This window comes from Paenibacillus sp. EKM206P (genome assembly GCF_011066155.1).
GTDB lineage: Bacteria > Bacillota > Bacilli > Paenibacillales > Paenibacillaceae > Paenibacillus > Paenibacillus polymyxa_D.
The window spans coordinates 469,725-484,519 of sequence record NZ_JAAMNQ010000004.1; the positions used below are offsets into that span (position 1 = coordinate 469,725).

A 14,795-nucleotide genomic window follows, 5' to 3' on the forward strand; every position below is an offset into this window, starting at 1 on the left:
TCCGACAACACTTTTTTATCTGTGATCTGCACCAACAGCCTCGGTAATGTGTCTAAAGCCGTCCTTTCGAAGCAGCTCACGCAGGCCAGCATGTATAGCTCTATTTACTTCCGGCCCTTCGTAGATCAATGCTGTATAAATTTCAATCAGACTTGCGCCTGCTTTAATTTTGTCATAGGCATCACGGCTCGTGAATATACCGCCTGATCCGATAATAGGAAGCTTACCTTCCGTCTGGCGATACACCCGTCCGATGACCTCTGTGGAACGGTCACGCAGCGGCTTACCACTCAGCCCTCCTGTTTCACTCGCATTTCGGTGCGTTAAACCAGCTCTGGATATCGTTGTATTGGTCGCAATAATGCCGTCTACTCCACTGGCAGCAATCGCATCTGTCATATATTCCAATTCCTCATCCGATACATCTGGCGCAATTTTAACCAGTACAGACTTGGCATTGCCATACTTTTTCGCCTGGACTCCCATCTCTGCCCGAACCGCTTCCAATAACGACTTCAGTTCATCACCATGCTGGAGCTTTCGTAAATCCGGCGTATTCGGCGAGCTAATATTCACTACAAAGAAGTCCGCATACGGATACAGTGCGGAAATACACTTTTCATAGTCCTTATGAGCATCCTCATTGGGCGTGATTTTATTTTTGCCGATATTAACTGCGACCGGAACAGGTCGATGTTTGAGTGCAGCCAGACGCTTGGCCATGCTCTCAGCACCCAGATTGTTAAAGCCCATCCGATTGACTAATGCCTCATCGGGAGGCAGTCGGAACAAACGTGGCCGATCGTTACCGGGCTGTCCCACAGGTGTCACCGTTCCCACTTCCATAAATCCAAACCCGATGGAAGAAAAACCAGTAACCGCTTCTGCATTTTTATCCAGTCCTGCAGCCAGTCCAATCGGGTTGGGAAAATGAATGCCAAACAGATCAACGGCAAGATCCTCCGTCTCCTTGACTCCGTACATTCCTCGCAGTGTCGCTGCTCCACCAGGAAGTGAGCCCGCATGTTTTAAACCGTCAATGACTACATGATGGGCCGTCTCTGGACTCATTTTAAAAAAAACAGGTTTCGCAATCCTTCGATACAACACGATTCATCCACTCCGTTCTATGCCCTTGCACAATCCTAAAAAAACATCTCTACAAAATAGTTTAGCTTTTTCCATACCAAAAAGAAAGTAATTTGCGAGGTGCAACATCAGAACAATTCAGTTGTCATGGAGATGTCATTGAAAATGTATAATCAAACCATTTACAATGGACATAGTAAGACAAGACCTTAGCTCGTTAGAAAAGAGGGATTGCTGATATGAAGACCAAGCGCAAGCCGCCCAGTCTGCAAAAGAAAAAGGATGAGGTGAACAAGAAAGCGATTGTATGGACCGCCGTCAGCTTTGTTCTCCTCATCATTGTAATTATTCTGGTCATTGTTTTAGCACAAGCAGGAAATCGTTAAACACCAAGTAGCAATAGCATCAAAATTTTAATTTAGCCAGTGATAGGTTTTGCGGGGATTCGTCTGGTCATGCTGCGGCTCACTTGTAAATCGAGAACCAGGCACAAGCACTTGATCAGGCAATCCCCCGTTACCAATGACTACCTCCGTACCCGAAGGTACGAGTGCAAACAATTCCTCCACATCCTCTTTACCCATTCGGACGCAACCCAAAGACTCATTTTTGCCAATGCTGTCCGGCTCGTTCGTGCCATGAATGGCATAATTCGTTGCAGACAGTTGCATTCCACGGCTGCCAAACTCACCGTTGGATTTTCCGTTCGGATTTACTACTTTATCGGTAACCACAAATTTCCCTTCTGGTGTTCTTTCTCCACCCAAACCGATAGGATAATTTCGAATAAGTACATTGCCACTTACCAGGGCGAGCCTATGCTTAGATTTGTCCACCACAATTCGCAGCGGTTGCCCCAGAAAAGGCCTTCCGTGCAATGACGATGCCAGTAATGGACTGCTTCCGGCCAACGAGTCAGCGTCTAAATCTACTGCCTTCCCTGTTCCCTTTCCTGGTGAAGCAAGTAAATTACGCATAGGTGTAAAAGCCTTCTTCATCCCGTCTGTCGTACCATACATCGTGTTAGCGGGAAAGTCTCGAGTCAGTTCATCAAGACTCTGGGGAAGACGTTGATGCTGTGAGCGAAAAGCACGCATGGAGCTATTCAGCACAGCTAATTCCTCCTGTCCAGCAGCCCATTTTAGACCTGCTTTGCGAAGATTTTCACTGTCTGACGGCTTACAAGCACACGCAGCTGCGTCGTAAGACTGAACAGCTAATCCGCCGTTTCCTTTGTTCTGTACACTAAGTAATGGTTTCATGCCCTCTCTCCAGAGCAGCCACGAGCCCCCTTGCTCCATGCCCAACACCGTAGTCCTGGATGGCAGTCGGCTAGTCTTAGCCAACATATCAGTAAGCCCCGTTCCAGCTTCACTCCCTTTTCGAGCTTGAGCCGTAAACACACCACCAACCACACCGATCTGGGCCGTCTCCTTCGGATCAGCAGTGGCCACTTTCGTAACTTCAATATTATCAATTGCTGCCTGCTCAGTTCCAGATGGATCAAATGTATTCTCATTTGAAGGTCTCGGTGAATTAGCTGAGGGAACCCATATGAGCAGTAGTACCATTAACGCAGTTAACAAGCGACGTGTTCGAGCCGTTCTTCGCTCCTTCTCCTTGGACATCTGAACCAGTTTATCCTGATATTCCATCCATACGTCTGCCGGAATCTGTTTATGCTCGAAGGCTTCGAACACTTCTCCTGCGCGATTAAAGCAATAATTTGCTTTGCCCTCCTGACCGCTGCTCTCATACTCTTTGCCGAGTAAATACCAGGCCATTTTATTATCAGGGTGTTTTTTCACATACGATTTAAGATGAGGCGAATGGTTCATCGGATCCTCCTGATCGTGTAATCTTGCATACTTCCTATTATGTATATCGGTAAAAATAGACTTGATGGACAGCACATAAGAAAAACGTCTATCGACGTACTTTCACAGAAGCCAGACCGCGCTTGGCAGAAGTTTTTCTTGCGGTTATAGAATGGTTCAGCCTCCGCTGAACCATTCTATAACCTAAAAAAACAGCACCAACAGCTTACTTTCACCGTTATACGGCGAAGGGAACTGTCGGTGCTGTGCCTATCAAAGAAGCCTACGCTTAACCTTCTTTATTGAACGGCTCGTCTGCTACTTTAATGGAATCCGTAGGGCAACCGTCACAAGCATCCTGCATATCATCAAACAGGTCTTCTGAGATCGCCTTGATGCCTTGGTTGGCATCCCCTTCAAAGATCACTTCAGCCAAACCTTCATCATCATAATCATAAATGTCTGGTGCTGTAGCGCCACAGGCTCCGCATGCAATGCATGTATCTTTTTCTACCCAAGTGTATTTAGCCATAACTTTTCTCTTCCTCCTATACAATCAAACAAACCAGCTTTTGCATTCTATTCACATATTAATACAAACCCAATATTATTACAAATTATTTTCCTTTATCCTTCATGCAAAAAATGCTTATAACGTAAGCTTCTGCTTGCACTAATCTATCCAAAAGTTCACTCCGGAGTTGGTAGATTGTCTTTTTGCAGCGAAGTTCCGCGCAACTTGGAGTTGCGAAGAAGTACCGAAGGATCATCTCCCAGCATCCCAGCGGTCAAAATTGCATTTTCACCAAACTTGTCGCGAAGTGCATCCATCGTCTTCAATAAGCTTTCTTTCTTGGGCTGATCCTGGTATTCAAATAGATCCATTTGAACGGCCGCTTCCTCCTTTGGAATAAGCTGCTGTAGCGTAATCCCCAGCAAGCGCACAGGCTTATCTTCTCCCCAATGGCGACGATATAACGCACAAGCTTCCTTATATATGTCCTCTGCACTTTCCGTAGGAGTGCTCCTGACTTGAGAACGCGTAAAGGTCTTCATATCCGGCGTCCGAATCGTCAATTGTATACCTCCTGCCAGCATACCGTGTCGTCGAAGCCGCCGGGCTACCTGATCACTAATGTTAAGAAGTACCCGTTGGGCTTCTTCCAGTTTGACCACATCCATAGGTAAGGTGGTCGTGTGGCCGATAGACTTGTTTGGCTCCCGCTCAGTGCTGACTGGAGAATGATTAATCCCGTTAGCAGCCAATTTTAACCACGAACCCGTCACACCAAATACCCCAACCAGCATATGTTCATCAGCCTTAGCCAGTTGCCCAATGGTGCGAATGTTCATTTGTAGAAGCTTATCTGCCGTTTTGCGGCCCACACCAAACAATTGACCACAAGGTAGGTTCCACAAAATGTTGGGTACATCACGCAAACGTAGAACAGAGATCCCACGTGGTTTTTTCAGATCAGAGGCCATTTTTGCCAGCAACTTGTTGGGAGCAACTCCAATTGAACAGGGCAGACCGAGTTCGTCTTCTACTCTGCGCTGGATTTCCTCAGCAATTTCCATAGGTGTTCCAAACTGTTTGGATCCAGAAATATCCAGATAACACTCATCAATTGAAGTTGCTTCCAGCATAGGCGTATACGAATATGCAATGCTCATAAATGCTTTGGAATAACGACGATACAAGTGAAAATCAGGCTGTATTACGATGAGCTGTGGACAGATCCGGCGAGCCTGCTGAACGACCATTCCTGTTGAAATGCCCAATCGTCGGGCTTCATAAGAGCAGGTTACAATTACACCTTTGCGCAGCTCACTACTGCCTGCCACCGCGGTAGGCAGTCCCTTATATTTCTCTGGCTCCTCCGCGGCATGAACGGAACAATAAAATGCGTTCATATCCACATGCAGAATAACTCGCCCGCCAACCGGATAATAAGCACTGACATCTTTCATGCTCAACCCTTCTTTTAACTGTAAATTCACCCGTCATCGCGGGAATATGTGTTTTGATTTTACACTTGAGATACCCTTAAGTACCATTTCTATTTTACATAAAAAATAAAGGTTTTGCGGCTAAAAATGATAATTATATATTACAATTGAAGTCATAAGTTGATATAATCGACTAACATACGAACACGACAAACTAACGCTTTCCTGTTTTTAAGCGTTAAACAACTAAATTAATGTGCTTAAAAAAGCAGAATATTACCAATCTGAGCAATCCGCAAAGGAGGAGTCCCTCATGTCCACCGCTATTTCTATCTTTGACACAACGCTGCGAGACGGCACTCAAGGAGAAGGAATTAGCTTGTCTGCTGATGACAAATTGAAAATCGCCAAAAAACTCGATGATCTCGGTGTTCATTATATTGAAGGCGGGATTCCCGGAAGCAACAGCAAGGATATCGAATTTTTCAAACGGGTACAAGAACTGGGCCTTCGGGCAAAGATTGTCGCCTTCGGCAGCACGCGCCGCAAAGATAGCATCGCAGCACAGGATGTCAATCTGCAACGAATTCTGGAATCCGGCGCTCAGGCTGCTACACTTGTGGGTAAATCATGGGATTTTCATGTACACACCGCCTTACAGACGACACTGGAGGAAAATCTGTCTATGATTTACGACTCCATCGCCTTTTTAAAGCAAGGGGGCATGGAGGTTATTTTTGATGCCGAACATTTTTTTGACGGATATAAAAACAATCCCGAGTATGCAATGGCCGTTATGAAAAAAGCAGAAGAAGCAGGCGCGGATTGGCTCGTGATGTGCGATACAAACGGCGGCACCTTACCGCATGAGATTCAGGAAATTGTCACTGTGCTGCAAAGCCAAATAACGAGGTCGCAGTTGGGTATTCATACACACAATGACTGCGAATTGGCAGTAGCGAACTCTTTAAGTGCTGTACAAGCAGGCGCAAGGCAGGTTCAGGGTACCATCAACGGCTACGGTGAACGGTGTGGTAACGCTAACCTGTGCTCCGTCATTCCTAATTTGCAGCTCAAGCTGGGCTACGACTGTCTAGATACTGAGAAGTTAAAGCAACTCCACAATACAGCCCGCTTTGTGAGCGAAGTCGCCAACGTCAATATGCCTGTGAACCAGCCTTATGTTGGCAATGCAGCTTTTGCCCATAAGGGGGGCATTCATGTGTCAGCCATTCTGCGCGACTCACGAACTTATGAGCACATCGCTCCTGAACTTGTGGGGAACAAGCAGCGGGTCTTGGTCTCCGAACTGGCCGGGCAAAGCAACGTGGTATCCAAAGCGCAAGAGCTGGGCATCACCCTTGACCCATCCAGTGATGAGGCACGTGGCGTAATTAGCCGCATCAAGGAACTGGAGCATCAGGGATACCAATTTGAAGGCGCGGATGCTTCGCTGGAACTGCTCATTCGTGAAGCAGGTGGTGAAGTGAAGGAAATGTTCTCTTTTGAGTCCTTCAAAGTGCTGGTAGAGAAAACAGCCGGTCGCCCGGTCGTATCCGAGGCATTCTTGAAACTGAATGTCGCAGGGACGAGTGTCTATACTGCAGCTGAAGGCAACGGTCCTGTCAACGCGCTCGATAACGCACTCCGCAAGGCTCTTTCTCAATATTTCCCTGCTTTGCGGGACATGCATTTGGCCGACTACAAGGTACGTGTGCTTGACGAAAAGGATGCCACCGCCGCCAAGGTACGTGTGCTCATTGAGTCTAAAAATTACGAGGACGTCTGGAGTAACGTAGGCGTATCCGAAAATGTAATTGAAGCCAGCTGGGAAGCTCTCTTGGACAGCTTCCGTTACGCATTGTTGGAAGCACCAACTCCAACAAACGATCAGTCAGAGCTTACTCATCATGGATTAGTTAATCATTAATCAGTTGCTCGCATGAGCTTATAAGGTGCCTTTGGCGGTCTACTCGGATCCCAAAGACACCTTCTTTTTTTGAAGAGTTTCAATTTTGCGTTCCAACTCCTGCTCACTGAGCATGCCGATGATGATTTCGCTGACCTGTCCATAAGGATCAACCATTACATGAGTCGGAAAAGCCACCCCTCCAACTCGTTCAAACAATACTCCTTGCTCATCAAGTAAAATGGGAAACTGGAGATCCAAAGAGCGGGAAAACTTCTGTACATCCTCCAATCGATCATAACGAGTTACATTGATACCATACACATCTACATCATCTTTGTACTTACTATACAACTCATTCAGCATAGGCGCTTCTAATCGGCACGGATCGCACCATGAAGCCCAAAAGCTAATAACCAAAGCCTTATTGCGCGGGGCCCCTACATCGTAGGTCTTGCCGTTTAACCCCTTTAAAATCATAGAAGGAAGCCGTTGACCAGGCTTTATCTTTTTCATTACCTCTACCGCATCTGTTTCAGCCTCTACCTCTTTCTCAGCTTCAAGTCTTTCTCTACCGTATTCCTCTTTTAATAGTGCATTTTCCATGGACAGGTTTGCTGCATAAGTTGTGTTTGCAATAACTCCCCATGAAGCCCCAACCACAACCAGTATAATCATCGCTCTGATGAAAAGAATTTTTTTCACAGTCTTATCACCTGTCTTTCATCTGAATGGCCCTTACCTTCTCCATAGGATGCCCATACTGTTCCCAGCTCTAACCTTCTAAATCTGAACAAGACGCAAAAAAAAAAAACAGCAAAACGACGAAATCGCGAACTTGCTGTTTTGATGTGTATATGAATGCTATGCCTTGTACTGAATCAGGCATGACTTAAATGCGCGTAGACATCTGCCAAATTGGTCACATTACGCTTCAACATTTCCTGAACATAAGCAACCCACAGCTTAGCCGTCATTTTCGCATCCTCTAACGCATGGTGCCGCCCTTCAATCGGAATGGATTGATAGGTCAACAATTCATCCAAACTGTAGGTTTGATGTTGCTGTGGCTCAAGCCATTTGGCAAGCATCATCGTATCCAGAACACGATGAGTCAATTGAACTTTAGATGTTTTCCATAACGCAGCATTCAAAAAGGCCTTATCATGAGCGCTAGCATGTGCTACAAGTACTCGCCCACCTACAAAGGACATAAAGTCGTGCAGTCCATTCATAAGTGGTGGAGCTTCATCCGTCATTTCCCGGGTAATCCCAGTTAGTTCAGTAATGTACTCAGGAATCACAGTCCGTGGATTAACAAGCGTATAAAACTGCTCTTTTTCCATAATCATGTCCCCGACAACCCGAATCGCCCCGAACGATAAAATCTCATCTCCATGCTGTGCTGAAAATCCCGTTGTCTCCAGATCAAAAACTACCGTCTCCAAACGATCCAGCGGGGTCCGCAATACTTCAGAGCGCCGTTGTTCCCGGGTTAAGGAGCGAATAAACGCCATCTGTTGAGCCGTAGGAGCCCCCATTACAGATGCGATCGCAGACGGCACTCCTCCTCTGCGGAGAGCGCTCCAGAAGCCACTTCCCTGCGCTGGTTCCTTCATGACCTTCTCCCTTCCATAAATCGCAACTGCCTTTGCAACGCACGATGCAACCGTCGTACCGTCGAAAGCGCCTCGCGCAACTCATGCCAGCCTTTACCTTGTTTCAGCGGCTTTACAGCCAGGTAGCCATTGCTGACCAGCAATCCATCATTCTCCTTCACTGGTGTAGCCATTCGTAGCTGAAGCGCAATCCGAAAGGCACGCTCGCAAGCATCGAGTAAAGGCAACGGTGCCGCTTCCAGTGATGCGAGACGACTGAGCCTTTTGAAGGTGGAGGTTTCCTCTACACCATGTTGCAACGCCAAAAAACGGACTGCGTTCACCAGCGGAATGTACAACCCGTATTTCACATCAAAATCGCCCGCATGCTCACCGAAGCGCTCGGTAACAACCTGACCTAAAATGTTAAGTGTCGCTTTATGCCTCACCGTGTTCCTAAGTACCGCCGAGGGTAAATCAGGATGTATTCGGAACAACTCATAAAAACTTCGTTTCCAGTTTGCAGATAGTCGTTCATCTCCAGCGATATGCCTCATATCAGACGAGATAATCAGATAACGGATCGGCTCCCAAGCAAAATCGTCCGACCATTTTGTTAGCTGTTTTTGCCATTCAGATAATGTTTGACGCCACAACGGCTCCGAGCACATTACTTTCCCCTCACATTTGGGATATCCCAAATACTCTAACATCGCAGACACTTTGCGACCAAACTCTCTAAAATATAATTCTTTGTCGGCAGATATCGTGTCACTGATAATCATACCGTTATCCTGGTCACTCCACAGCGTTGATTCCGAGCGCCCCATGCTTCCGAAGGCTATAAATGCGTAAGGGACGGGAGGAGGGCCGAAGCCATCCTCAACCATCCCTTTTTCGCACATTTGTACAGCTCTGGCCGCGATGCGGTCATGCATTTCATTCGCCGTTTGTAACCAGTCTGATAACGGAGCGGAGGCTTGAGAAGCCAGCAACCATTTTTGAGAGTCGACCCTGGCCCGCCTTAGCGATTCAGGTGTATCTGCATGATCAATCGCTTCGGCGGAACTCACCCAAGGGGCCATATTTTGCAGTTCCATACTTCCATCTCCTCCGCTCATCCATACTGGTTCTTTATATTTTACATATTAGTTCACAATTCCAGAACGCTTTTCAGCCTCAGCAACCAACTTCATTTGCTCAGGATAGCCGTACGTACCGTGTTCACTGATATCCAATCCCATTGTTTCTTCCTCTTCTGTAACGCGAATACCCATAATCGCTTTCATCGCACCCAGAATAATGAAGGAAATGACAAACACGAAAGCCAAAGTGCCAATCAGTCCAAGCAGCTGTACTCCTAATTGGGTAAATCCACCACCATAGAACAGACCCGCTTGACCTACACCAGTTATTTTTACAAGCTCAGGAGTAGCGAAGAACCCTGTGGACACTGCGCCCCACATCCCTGCAACACCGTGCACGGAGAAAGCATATACCGGGTCGTCTACTCTTGCACGCTCGAACCATTGCGCTGTGAAGAAAGTAACGATCCCTGCAACTGCACCAATGACCAATGCCGCCCAAGGTGCTACAAAGGCACAAGAACCAGTAATAGCAACCAAAGCCGCCAGCACACCGTTTAGCATAGCAGGAATATCTGCTTTTCCATATACCATCCAGGATACGAGCAAAGCGAAAACCCCACCTGCCGCAGCAGCAATATTGGTAGTCAAGGCCACATATCCAAAGAATCCGTCGTTCATAGCTGATACAGCACTACCCGGGTTAAACCCAAACCAACCAAACCAGAGAATAATAACACCCAAGATAGAGTACACCTGGTTATGACCAGGGATAATGTTCGGCTTGCCATCTTTATTAAACTTGCCCAGACGCGGTTTGAGCAGCAGGGTAGCGACGAGTGCTGCCGTAGCGCCTGTCAAATGGACTACCGTCGAACCGGCATAATCCTGCATCCCCAACTTACCAAGCCATCCACCGCCCCACACCCAGTGAGCTACAACCGGATAAATCACGATGGAGAACAAAATACCGAAAATAATGTATACACTTAATTTTGCACGCTCTGCCATCCCCCCACATGCGATAGAAAGTGATACCGCAGCGAAAGCAAAGTGGAACAAAAACATAATTGTAATCGGAACATCCAGACCTGAGAGAGCATCAAACGATGCAGCCGCATCCGTACCACTCATGAAGAAACCCGTCAGTCCCATAAATCCGTTTCCGCCATCATTACCAAAGCCGAATCCAAATCCAAGTGCCCAGAAGGACAAAGCCGCAACACCCGTGGTGAGAATCGTTTTACCAGCGACATGACCCGCATTCTTCATTCGAGTCGAGCCTGCCTCCAGCAATGCAAATCCCGCTTGCATAAAAAATACAAGTATAAATGCCAAGAACGTAAAGGCCGTGTTTAGCCCGGCTTGAAGTTGAATATTTGTCGGACCGTCAGCAGCAAACGCACCTACCGGAAAAGCTAATACTGTCAGCATGGCCAATAATACAACTAACCACTTTTTTCTCATGAAGCCCACTCCCTCGAATGTTAAGTTTCTTTACATTTCGTGAAATTCTTATTGTCATTATAATCAGAATACATGAAAGTTGACAAGATTTTTTTTATTATGTTAAAAAAATATGGTTCCAAACACTACATGTCATATTTACTAACTATAAAAGTAGCTTGTTTCTGTTCAAAAAAAGCATAACGTTTGACTGTATGGTTGGGAATCATGTAAAATATTCTTTATAAACACTCCGTTTGCAAATGCTAATATTGAAGGTTGAACGAAGAGCGCGAGGTGAAGACAGATGGGGATATGAAGCTGTATCGAATTGGTGAGCTAGCCAAGACGGCTGGTGTCAGCGAACGAACTATTGATTATTACACAAAGCTTGGTTTGATCACACCTGAAGAACGATCATTGAAAAATTATCGGCTCTATAATGATGAAACCTTAAACAGGCTTGAACGTATTAACCAAATGAAACAAGAGAAGTATAGCCTAGAGGAAATCAGACAGACACTGATTAAATGGAACTCGGTTGCGGGGGAAGAGCACGTCACTGACAAACTAACGAGTCTGGAGATGCACATGCAGCGTCTAGAACGCGAAGTCAATGAACTACAGCCTCTCTTGGGGCAGCTCAAGCCCGTTCAAGCGCGCAAGTTGCTTACTGGTCTACTACCACAAAGCGCCGCTTGTATCGAAGCTCTGAAGTATCTGCTGGAGCATAGTTCTATGATGTAGATACCCTGGCTAGTATGATGAACAATATTGGAGGGTTGCTTTATGATGGGTATGTATATATTGATTATTCTTGCGTTCGGATTATCCTTATGGGCGCAATTCCGTGTAAAAGGTACTTTTAATAAATGGTCTGATGTCCCAAATGAAAATGGGTTGACCGGTTATGATGCAGCTCGGCATATGCTAGATCGCAATGGTTTGCATGATGTGCCTATTGAACCAGTACCTGGTGCGTTATCTGACCATTATGATCCAATGCAAAGAGTCGTACGGCTGTCCGAGCCCGTTTATTATGAAAAATCCATTTCAGCAGTTGCCGTAGCTTGTCACGAGGTTGGTCATGCCATTCAGCATAAAGAGCATTATCCCATGCTGGCACTCCGTCACCGGATCTTTCCGATCGTAAACTTCGCTTCTGGGATTGCACCGTTTCTGCTGATTGCCGGTTTCTTATTCAGCTACACGAACCTGATTGGCTTGGGTATTATCTTTTTCTCGGCTACTGTTGCTTTTCAATTAATTACATTACCGGTTGAATTTAATGCTTCCAACCGGGCCCGAGAAATTATGGTTTCGGAAGGGTTTATCCGTAGTGATGAAGAACGGGGTATAGCCAAAGTATTAAATGCTGCTGCATTAACTTATGTGGCTGCAGCTCTTGTTTCCTTGCTGGAACTAATCCGCTTAATCGGTATCTTCAACAGCCGGGATTAATTGCTTGTGTTGCAAAAAAGGTTGTTCCTCTACCAAGTTAACGGTAGAGAACAACCTTTTTTCTTTATCTAAACTATACTCACTGTCCTAAATCCGCTTTTGCACTTCCGTTCGGAGTAGCAACACTACCTTTAAGACCAAAATATTGCAACAAAAAAGTTCGGAATGACTTTGCAACTAATGGCAGTTTATCATCTCTACGATGAATCAAGCCAATAGTTCGCGTGACTTCTGGATCAACAATTGACACTCTTGCAGGTTGAAGCGGGTTGGTCTGAAACAACGCCATTTCAGGCAAAAGGCTAACGCCCATACCAGCCGCAACTAATCCGCGTATCGTATCTGTCTCTTCACCTTCAAAAGCAATATCTGGGGTAAATCCTGCCTCCAGACAAGCCTGCCAGACAATCGGGCGTAACGAATATCCATCTCTGAACAGAATAAATTTTTCTCCCTTAAGCTGACTCAGCGTGATATGTTCGGCCGTGGCTAAAGGATGATTGGGCGGGAGAACAGCAAACAACTCCTCGGTCAGCACCACATCCCCCTCCACATGATCATGACGATCGGGAAAAGGAGATACAAAAGCCAAGTCCACCTCACCCGCTAACACATCACGAATTAAACTCGGATACATCCCCTGTTTAAATCTAAATTTAACATTGGGATACCGCTTTCGGAATTCAGCCACTACCGTAGGAATAAGATGAATCCCCAAACTGTGCGGAAAACCGATGCGGATTTCGCCCCCCTCAGGATCCAAAAACTCATGAACCTCCAAAACAGCTCGCTCTAGATCTTTTATTATCGTCTCAACCCGTTTGCAAAATAGCTGTCCCACTGGCGTAAGCTGCAAATTGCGACCCTTTTGCATAAAAAGATTAACTCCCAGCTCCTCTTCAAGCTGATGAATTTGCCGACTTACCGCAGATTGCGCCACATGTAGCTCCTCGGCTGCCTGAGTGACATGTTCTTTCTGCGCTACCTTCATGAAGTATTGTAACTGTCGTAATTCCACTCCGATATTCGCTCCAATCTGTTTTTCAACATCCGGAAGAAGACGTCAATCGAACATCATCCTCTTTCTTCCCTGCTAACTTACGGTAAAACTGTCTTTAGTGGCGTTTGCGCTGGCCAGTCAATCTAATCAATAATCCATACATGAAAAATCCACTGAGTAATCCCCCAAAGTGAGCGGTCCAATTAATGTTCGCTACAGCAAAAGAAAACAGAATACCAAACCCAAGCAGCGTGTACAGCGTTTTGCGCGAAGCATCATCCATCAAGGAACGTTGGAACAAGGCAACGTACAGAAACGCCCCATAGATGCCATAAATCGCTCCTGAGGCTCCTACAGAGACTGTCGTTTCCGCCACCATGTTGTAATGGGCAATGGACAGTATGTTCCCTACAATACCCGTGATCAGATACAATAGCACATAGCGGAAGGACCCCAGCAAACGCTCCAGCGGAGGAGCGAAGACGAGTATGGCAAAGGAATTGAACAGAAGATGATCAAACCCTGCATGTAAAAACATGGCTGATACATATCGCCACAGTTGATCGGTGAATGGCGCCTCATTAATCAAAGCTCCATATCGGATCAGCGTCAAACTATTTTCCGATCCACCCTGTACGGTGAGTACAATAAACATCACAATATTGATGAGCAAAATCAGACAGGTTACTGGGTAAAACCGCAAATAACTTTTCCAGTTCTCATAACGTAAAAAAATCAAGGCAATCCTTCCTTCATGGGTGTCTCCACCTTATTCAAATTGGACAATGTCTTTTATAAAAGATTATAATAGATTTCGGCAACGATAACCAATGCTAAAAACCAAGGAGGCTATTACATATGGCACAAGAACGTACAGGAGCTGCTACTTTTAAAGGCAATGCTTTGACACTCTTAGGTCCTGAACTGAAGGTTGGAGATCAGGCACCTGATTTCAAATTACAGAAAAACCTGTTAGAAGCAGCTACGCTCCAAGACTTTGCAGGCAAAGTCAAACTGATCAGTGTTGTTCCTTCTTTGGATACAGGTGTGTGTGACGCACAGACTCGACGTTTTAACCAGGAAGCTGATTCCCTTGGGGATCAAGTCGTGGTGCTAACTGTCAGCGTCGATCTGCCTTTCGCTCAAGCTCGTTGGTGCGGTGCTGCCGGTATTGACCGCGTATTGACACTGTCCGACTATAAGGATCATTCCTTTGGCGAAGCTTATGGTGTGTTCATCAAGGAATTCCATTTGGATCATAGAGCTATTTTTGTGATTGATCAAAATGACAAAATTGCTTACGTAGAATACTTGAGCGAAATGTCCGAACACCCTGACTATGACCAAGCGATTGCAGCAGTGAAAAAACTCGTCTAAATCAAGACTGCATATTAAAAAAGCGAGTGAAGGGTTGCCTTCCTCGCTTTTTTTGACGTTTGT

The 14,795-nt window shown here is 46.0% G+C and carries 15 protein-coding genes; 5 read left to right on the plus strand and 10 right to left on the minus strand.

Annotated features, from left to right (window positions below; all coding sequences use genetic code 11):
* Window positions 1-15: 15 nt before the first annotated feature.
* Entirely contained in the window at window positions 16-1,110 is a 1,095-nt protein-coding gene (locus G9G53_RS12010) for a quinone-dependent dihydroorotate dehydrogenase (RefSeq protein ID WP_029516721.1), read from the minus strand.
* Window positions 1,111-1,328: 218 nt separating this feature from the next.
* On the opposite strand from G9G53_RS12010, the gene G9G53_RS12015 reads away from it, so the two are divergent.
* Window positions 1,329-1,475, plus strand: a complete 147-nt coding sequence (locus G9G53_RS12015) for a hypothetical protein (RefSeq protein WP_023988033.1) — start codon at window positions 1,329-1,331, stop codon at window positions 1,473-1,475.
* Between the two features lie 27 nt (window positions 1,476-1,502).
* Here the strand turns inward: G9G53_RS12015 and G9G53_RS12020 are convergent, their stop codons facing one another.
* The 3 genes from G9G53_RS12020 to G9G53_RS12030 form a co-directional block, all read right to left on the minus strand.
* The gene (locus G9G53_RS12020; protein WP_165147785.1) at window positions 1,503-2,927 is read right to left on the minus strand and encodes a L,D-transpeptidase; all 1,425 of its coding nucleotides are present in this window, start codon (window positions 2,925-2,927) and stop codon (window positions 1,503-1,505) included.
* A 268-nt stretch (window positions 2,928-3,195) separates the two neighbouring features.
* Entirely contained in the window at window positions 3,196-3,438 is a 243-nt protein-coding gene (locus tag G9G53_RS12025) for a ferredoxin (RefSeq protein ID WP_013309730.1), read from the minus strand.
* 158 nt (window positions 3,439-3,596) lie between these two features.
* Complete coding sequence (locus tag G9G53_RS12030; RefSeq protein WP_165147788.1) at window positions 3,597-4,877, minus strand: DNA polymerase IV; 1,281 nt, start codon at window positions 4,875-4,877, stop codon at window positions 3,597-3,599.
* A 292-nt stretch (window positions 4,878-5,169) separates the two neighbouring features.
* On the opposite strand from G9G53_RS12030, the gene cimA reads away from it, so the two are divergent.
* Window positions 5,170-6,786 (plus strand): citramalate synthase, encoded by a 1,617-nt coding sequence (cimA, locus tag G9G53_RS12035; protein WP_165147791.1) that lies wholly within the window; start codon window positions 5,170-5,172, stop codon window positions 6,784-6,786.
* 39 nt (window positions 6,787-6,825) lie between these two features.
* Here cimA and G9G53_RS12040 read toward each other — a convergent pair whose 3' ends face one another.
* The 4 genes from G9G53_RS12040 to G9G53_RS12055 form a co-directional block, all read right to left on the minus strand.
* Complete coding sequence (locus G9G53_RS12040; RefSeq protein WP_165147794.1) at window positions 6,826-7,470, minus strand: TlpA family protein disulfide reductase; 645 nt, start codon at window positions 7,468-7,470, stop codon at window positions 6,826-6,828.
* Window positions 7,471-7,646: 176 nt separating this feature from the next.
* Complete coding sequence (locus G9G53_RS12045) at window positions 7,647-8,384, minus strand: exonuclease domain-containing protein (RefSeq protein WP_029516716.1); 738 nt, start codon at window positions 8,382-8,384, stop codon at window positions 7,647-7,649.
* Complete coding sequence (locus tag G9G53_RS12050; protein WP_029516715.1) at window positions 8,381-9,463, minus strand: DUF294 nucleotidyltransferase-like domain-containing protein; 1,083 nt, start codon at window positions 9,461-9,463, stop codon at window positions 8,381-8,383. The genes G9G53_RS12045 and G9G53_RS12050 overlap by 4 nt, the downstream gene beginning before the upstream one ends.
* 48 nt (window positions 9,464-9,511) lie before the next feature.
* On the minus strand, window positions 9,512-10,915 hold the full coding sequence (locus tag G9G53_RS12055; protein WP_029516714.1) for an ammonium transporter: 1,404 nt from the start codon (window positions 10,913-10,915) through the stop codon (window positions 9,512-9,514).
* Between the two features lie 294 nt (window positions 10,916-11,209).
* Between G9G53_RS12055 and G9G53_RS12060 the strand changes: the two genes are divergently transcribed.
* Together G9G53_RS12060 and G9G53_RS12065 are read left to right on the plus strand one after the other, a co-directional pair.
* Window positions 11,210-11,641 carry a MerR family transcriptional regulator gene (locus G9G53_RS12060; RefSeq protein ID WP_049816952.1) on the plus strand — a complete coding sequence of 144 codons (432 nt, stop codon included), beginning with the start codon at window positions 11,210-11,212 and terminating at the stop codon, window positions 11,639-11,641.
* Window positions 11,642-11,683: 42 nt separating this feature from the next.
* On the plus strand, window positions 11,684-12,355 hold the full coding sequence (locus G9G53_RS12065) for a zinc metallopeptidase (RefSeq protein WP_023988023.1): 672 nt from the start codon (window positions 11,684-11,686) through the stop codon (window positions 12,353-12,355).
* A 79-nt stretch (window positions 12,356-12,434) separates the two neighbouring features.
* On the opposite strand, the gene G9G53_RS12070 is transcribed toward G9G53_RS12065, so the two are convergent.
* Window positions 12,435-13,373, minus strand: a complete 939-nt coding sequence (locus G9G53_RS12070) for a LysR family transcriptional regulator (protein ID WP_029516713.1) — start codon at window positions 13,371-13,373, stop codon at window positions 12,435-12,437.
* Between the two features lie 97 nt (window positions 13,374-13,470).
* Window positions 13,471-14,094: a rhomboid family intramembrane serine protease gene (locus tag G9G53_RS12075; protein WP_165147797.1), complete on the minus strand. Its 624-nt coding sequence runs from the start codon at window positions 14,092-14,094 to the stop codon at window positions 13,471-13,473.
* 119 nt (window positions 14,095-14,213) lie between these two features.
* Between G9G53_RS12075 and tpx the strand changes: the two genes are divergently transcribed.
* Window positions 14,214-14,732: a thiol peroxidase gene (gene tpx, locus G9G53_RS12080; RefSeq protein ID WP_029516711.1), complete on the plus strand. Its 519-nt coding sequence runs from the start codon at window positions 14,214-14,216 to the stop codon at window positions 14,730-14,732.
* The last annotated feature ends 63 nt before the right edge of the window (window positions 14,733-14,795 follow it).

Excerpts from the sequence above, each read along its gene's own strand:
- G9G53_RS12015 (WP_023988033.1), top strand. The coding sequence starts at position 1,329 with ATGAAGACCAAGCGCAAGCCGCCCAGTCTGCAAAAGAAAAAGGATGAG.
- G9G53_RS12020 (WP_165147785.1), bottom strand. The coding sequence starts at position 2,927 with ATGAACCATTCGCCTCATCTTAAATCGTATGTGAAAAAACACCCTGAT.
- G9G53_RS12025 (WP_013309730.1), bottom strand. The coding sequence starts at position 3,438 with ATGGCTAAATACACTTGGGTAGAAAAAGATACATGCATTGCATGCGGA.
- G9G53_RS12030 (WP_165147788.1), bottom strand. The coding sequence starts at position 4,877 with ATGAAAGATGTCAGTGCTTATTATCCGGTTGGCGGGCGAGTTATTCTG.
- cimA (WP_165147791.1), top strand. The coding sequence starts at position 5,170 with ATGTCCACCGCTATTTCTATCTTTGACACAACGCTGCGAGACGGCACT.
- G9G53_RS12045 (WP_029516716.1), bottom strand. The coding sequence starts at position 8,384 with ATGAAGGAACCAGCGCAGGGAAGTGGCTTCTGGAGCGCTCTCCGCAGA.
- G9G53_RS12050 (WP_029516715.1), bottom strand. The coding sequence starts at position 9,463 with ATGGAACTGCAAAATATGGCCCCTTGGGTGAGTTCCGCCGAAGCGATT.
- G9G53_RS12055 (WP_029516714.1), bottom strand. The coding sequence starts at position 10,915 with ATGAGAAAAAAGTGGTTAGTTGTATTATTGGCCATGCTGACAGTATTA.
- G9G53_RS12060 (WP_049816952.1), top strand. The coding sequence starts at position 11,210 with ATGAAGCTGTATCGAATTGGTGAGCTAGCCAAGACGGCTGGTGTCAGC.
- G9G53_RS12065 (WP_023988023.1), top strand. The coding sequence starts at position 11,684 with ATGATGGGTATGTATATATTGATTATTCTTGCGTTCGGATTATCCTTA.
- tpx (WP_029516711.1), top strand. The coding sequence starts at position 14,214 with ATGGCACAAGAACGTACAGGAGCTGCTACTTTTAAAGGCAATGCTTTG.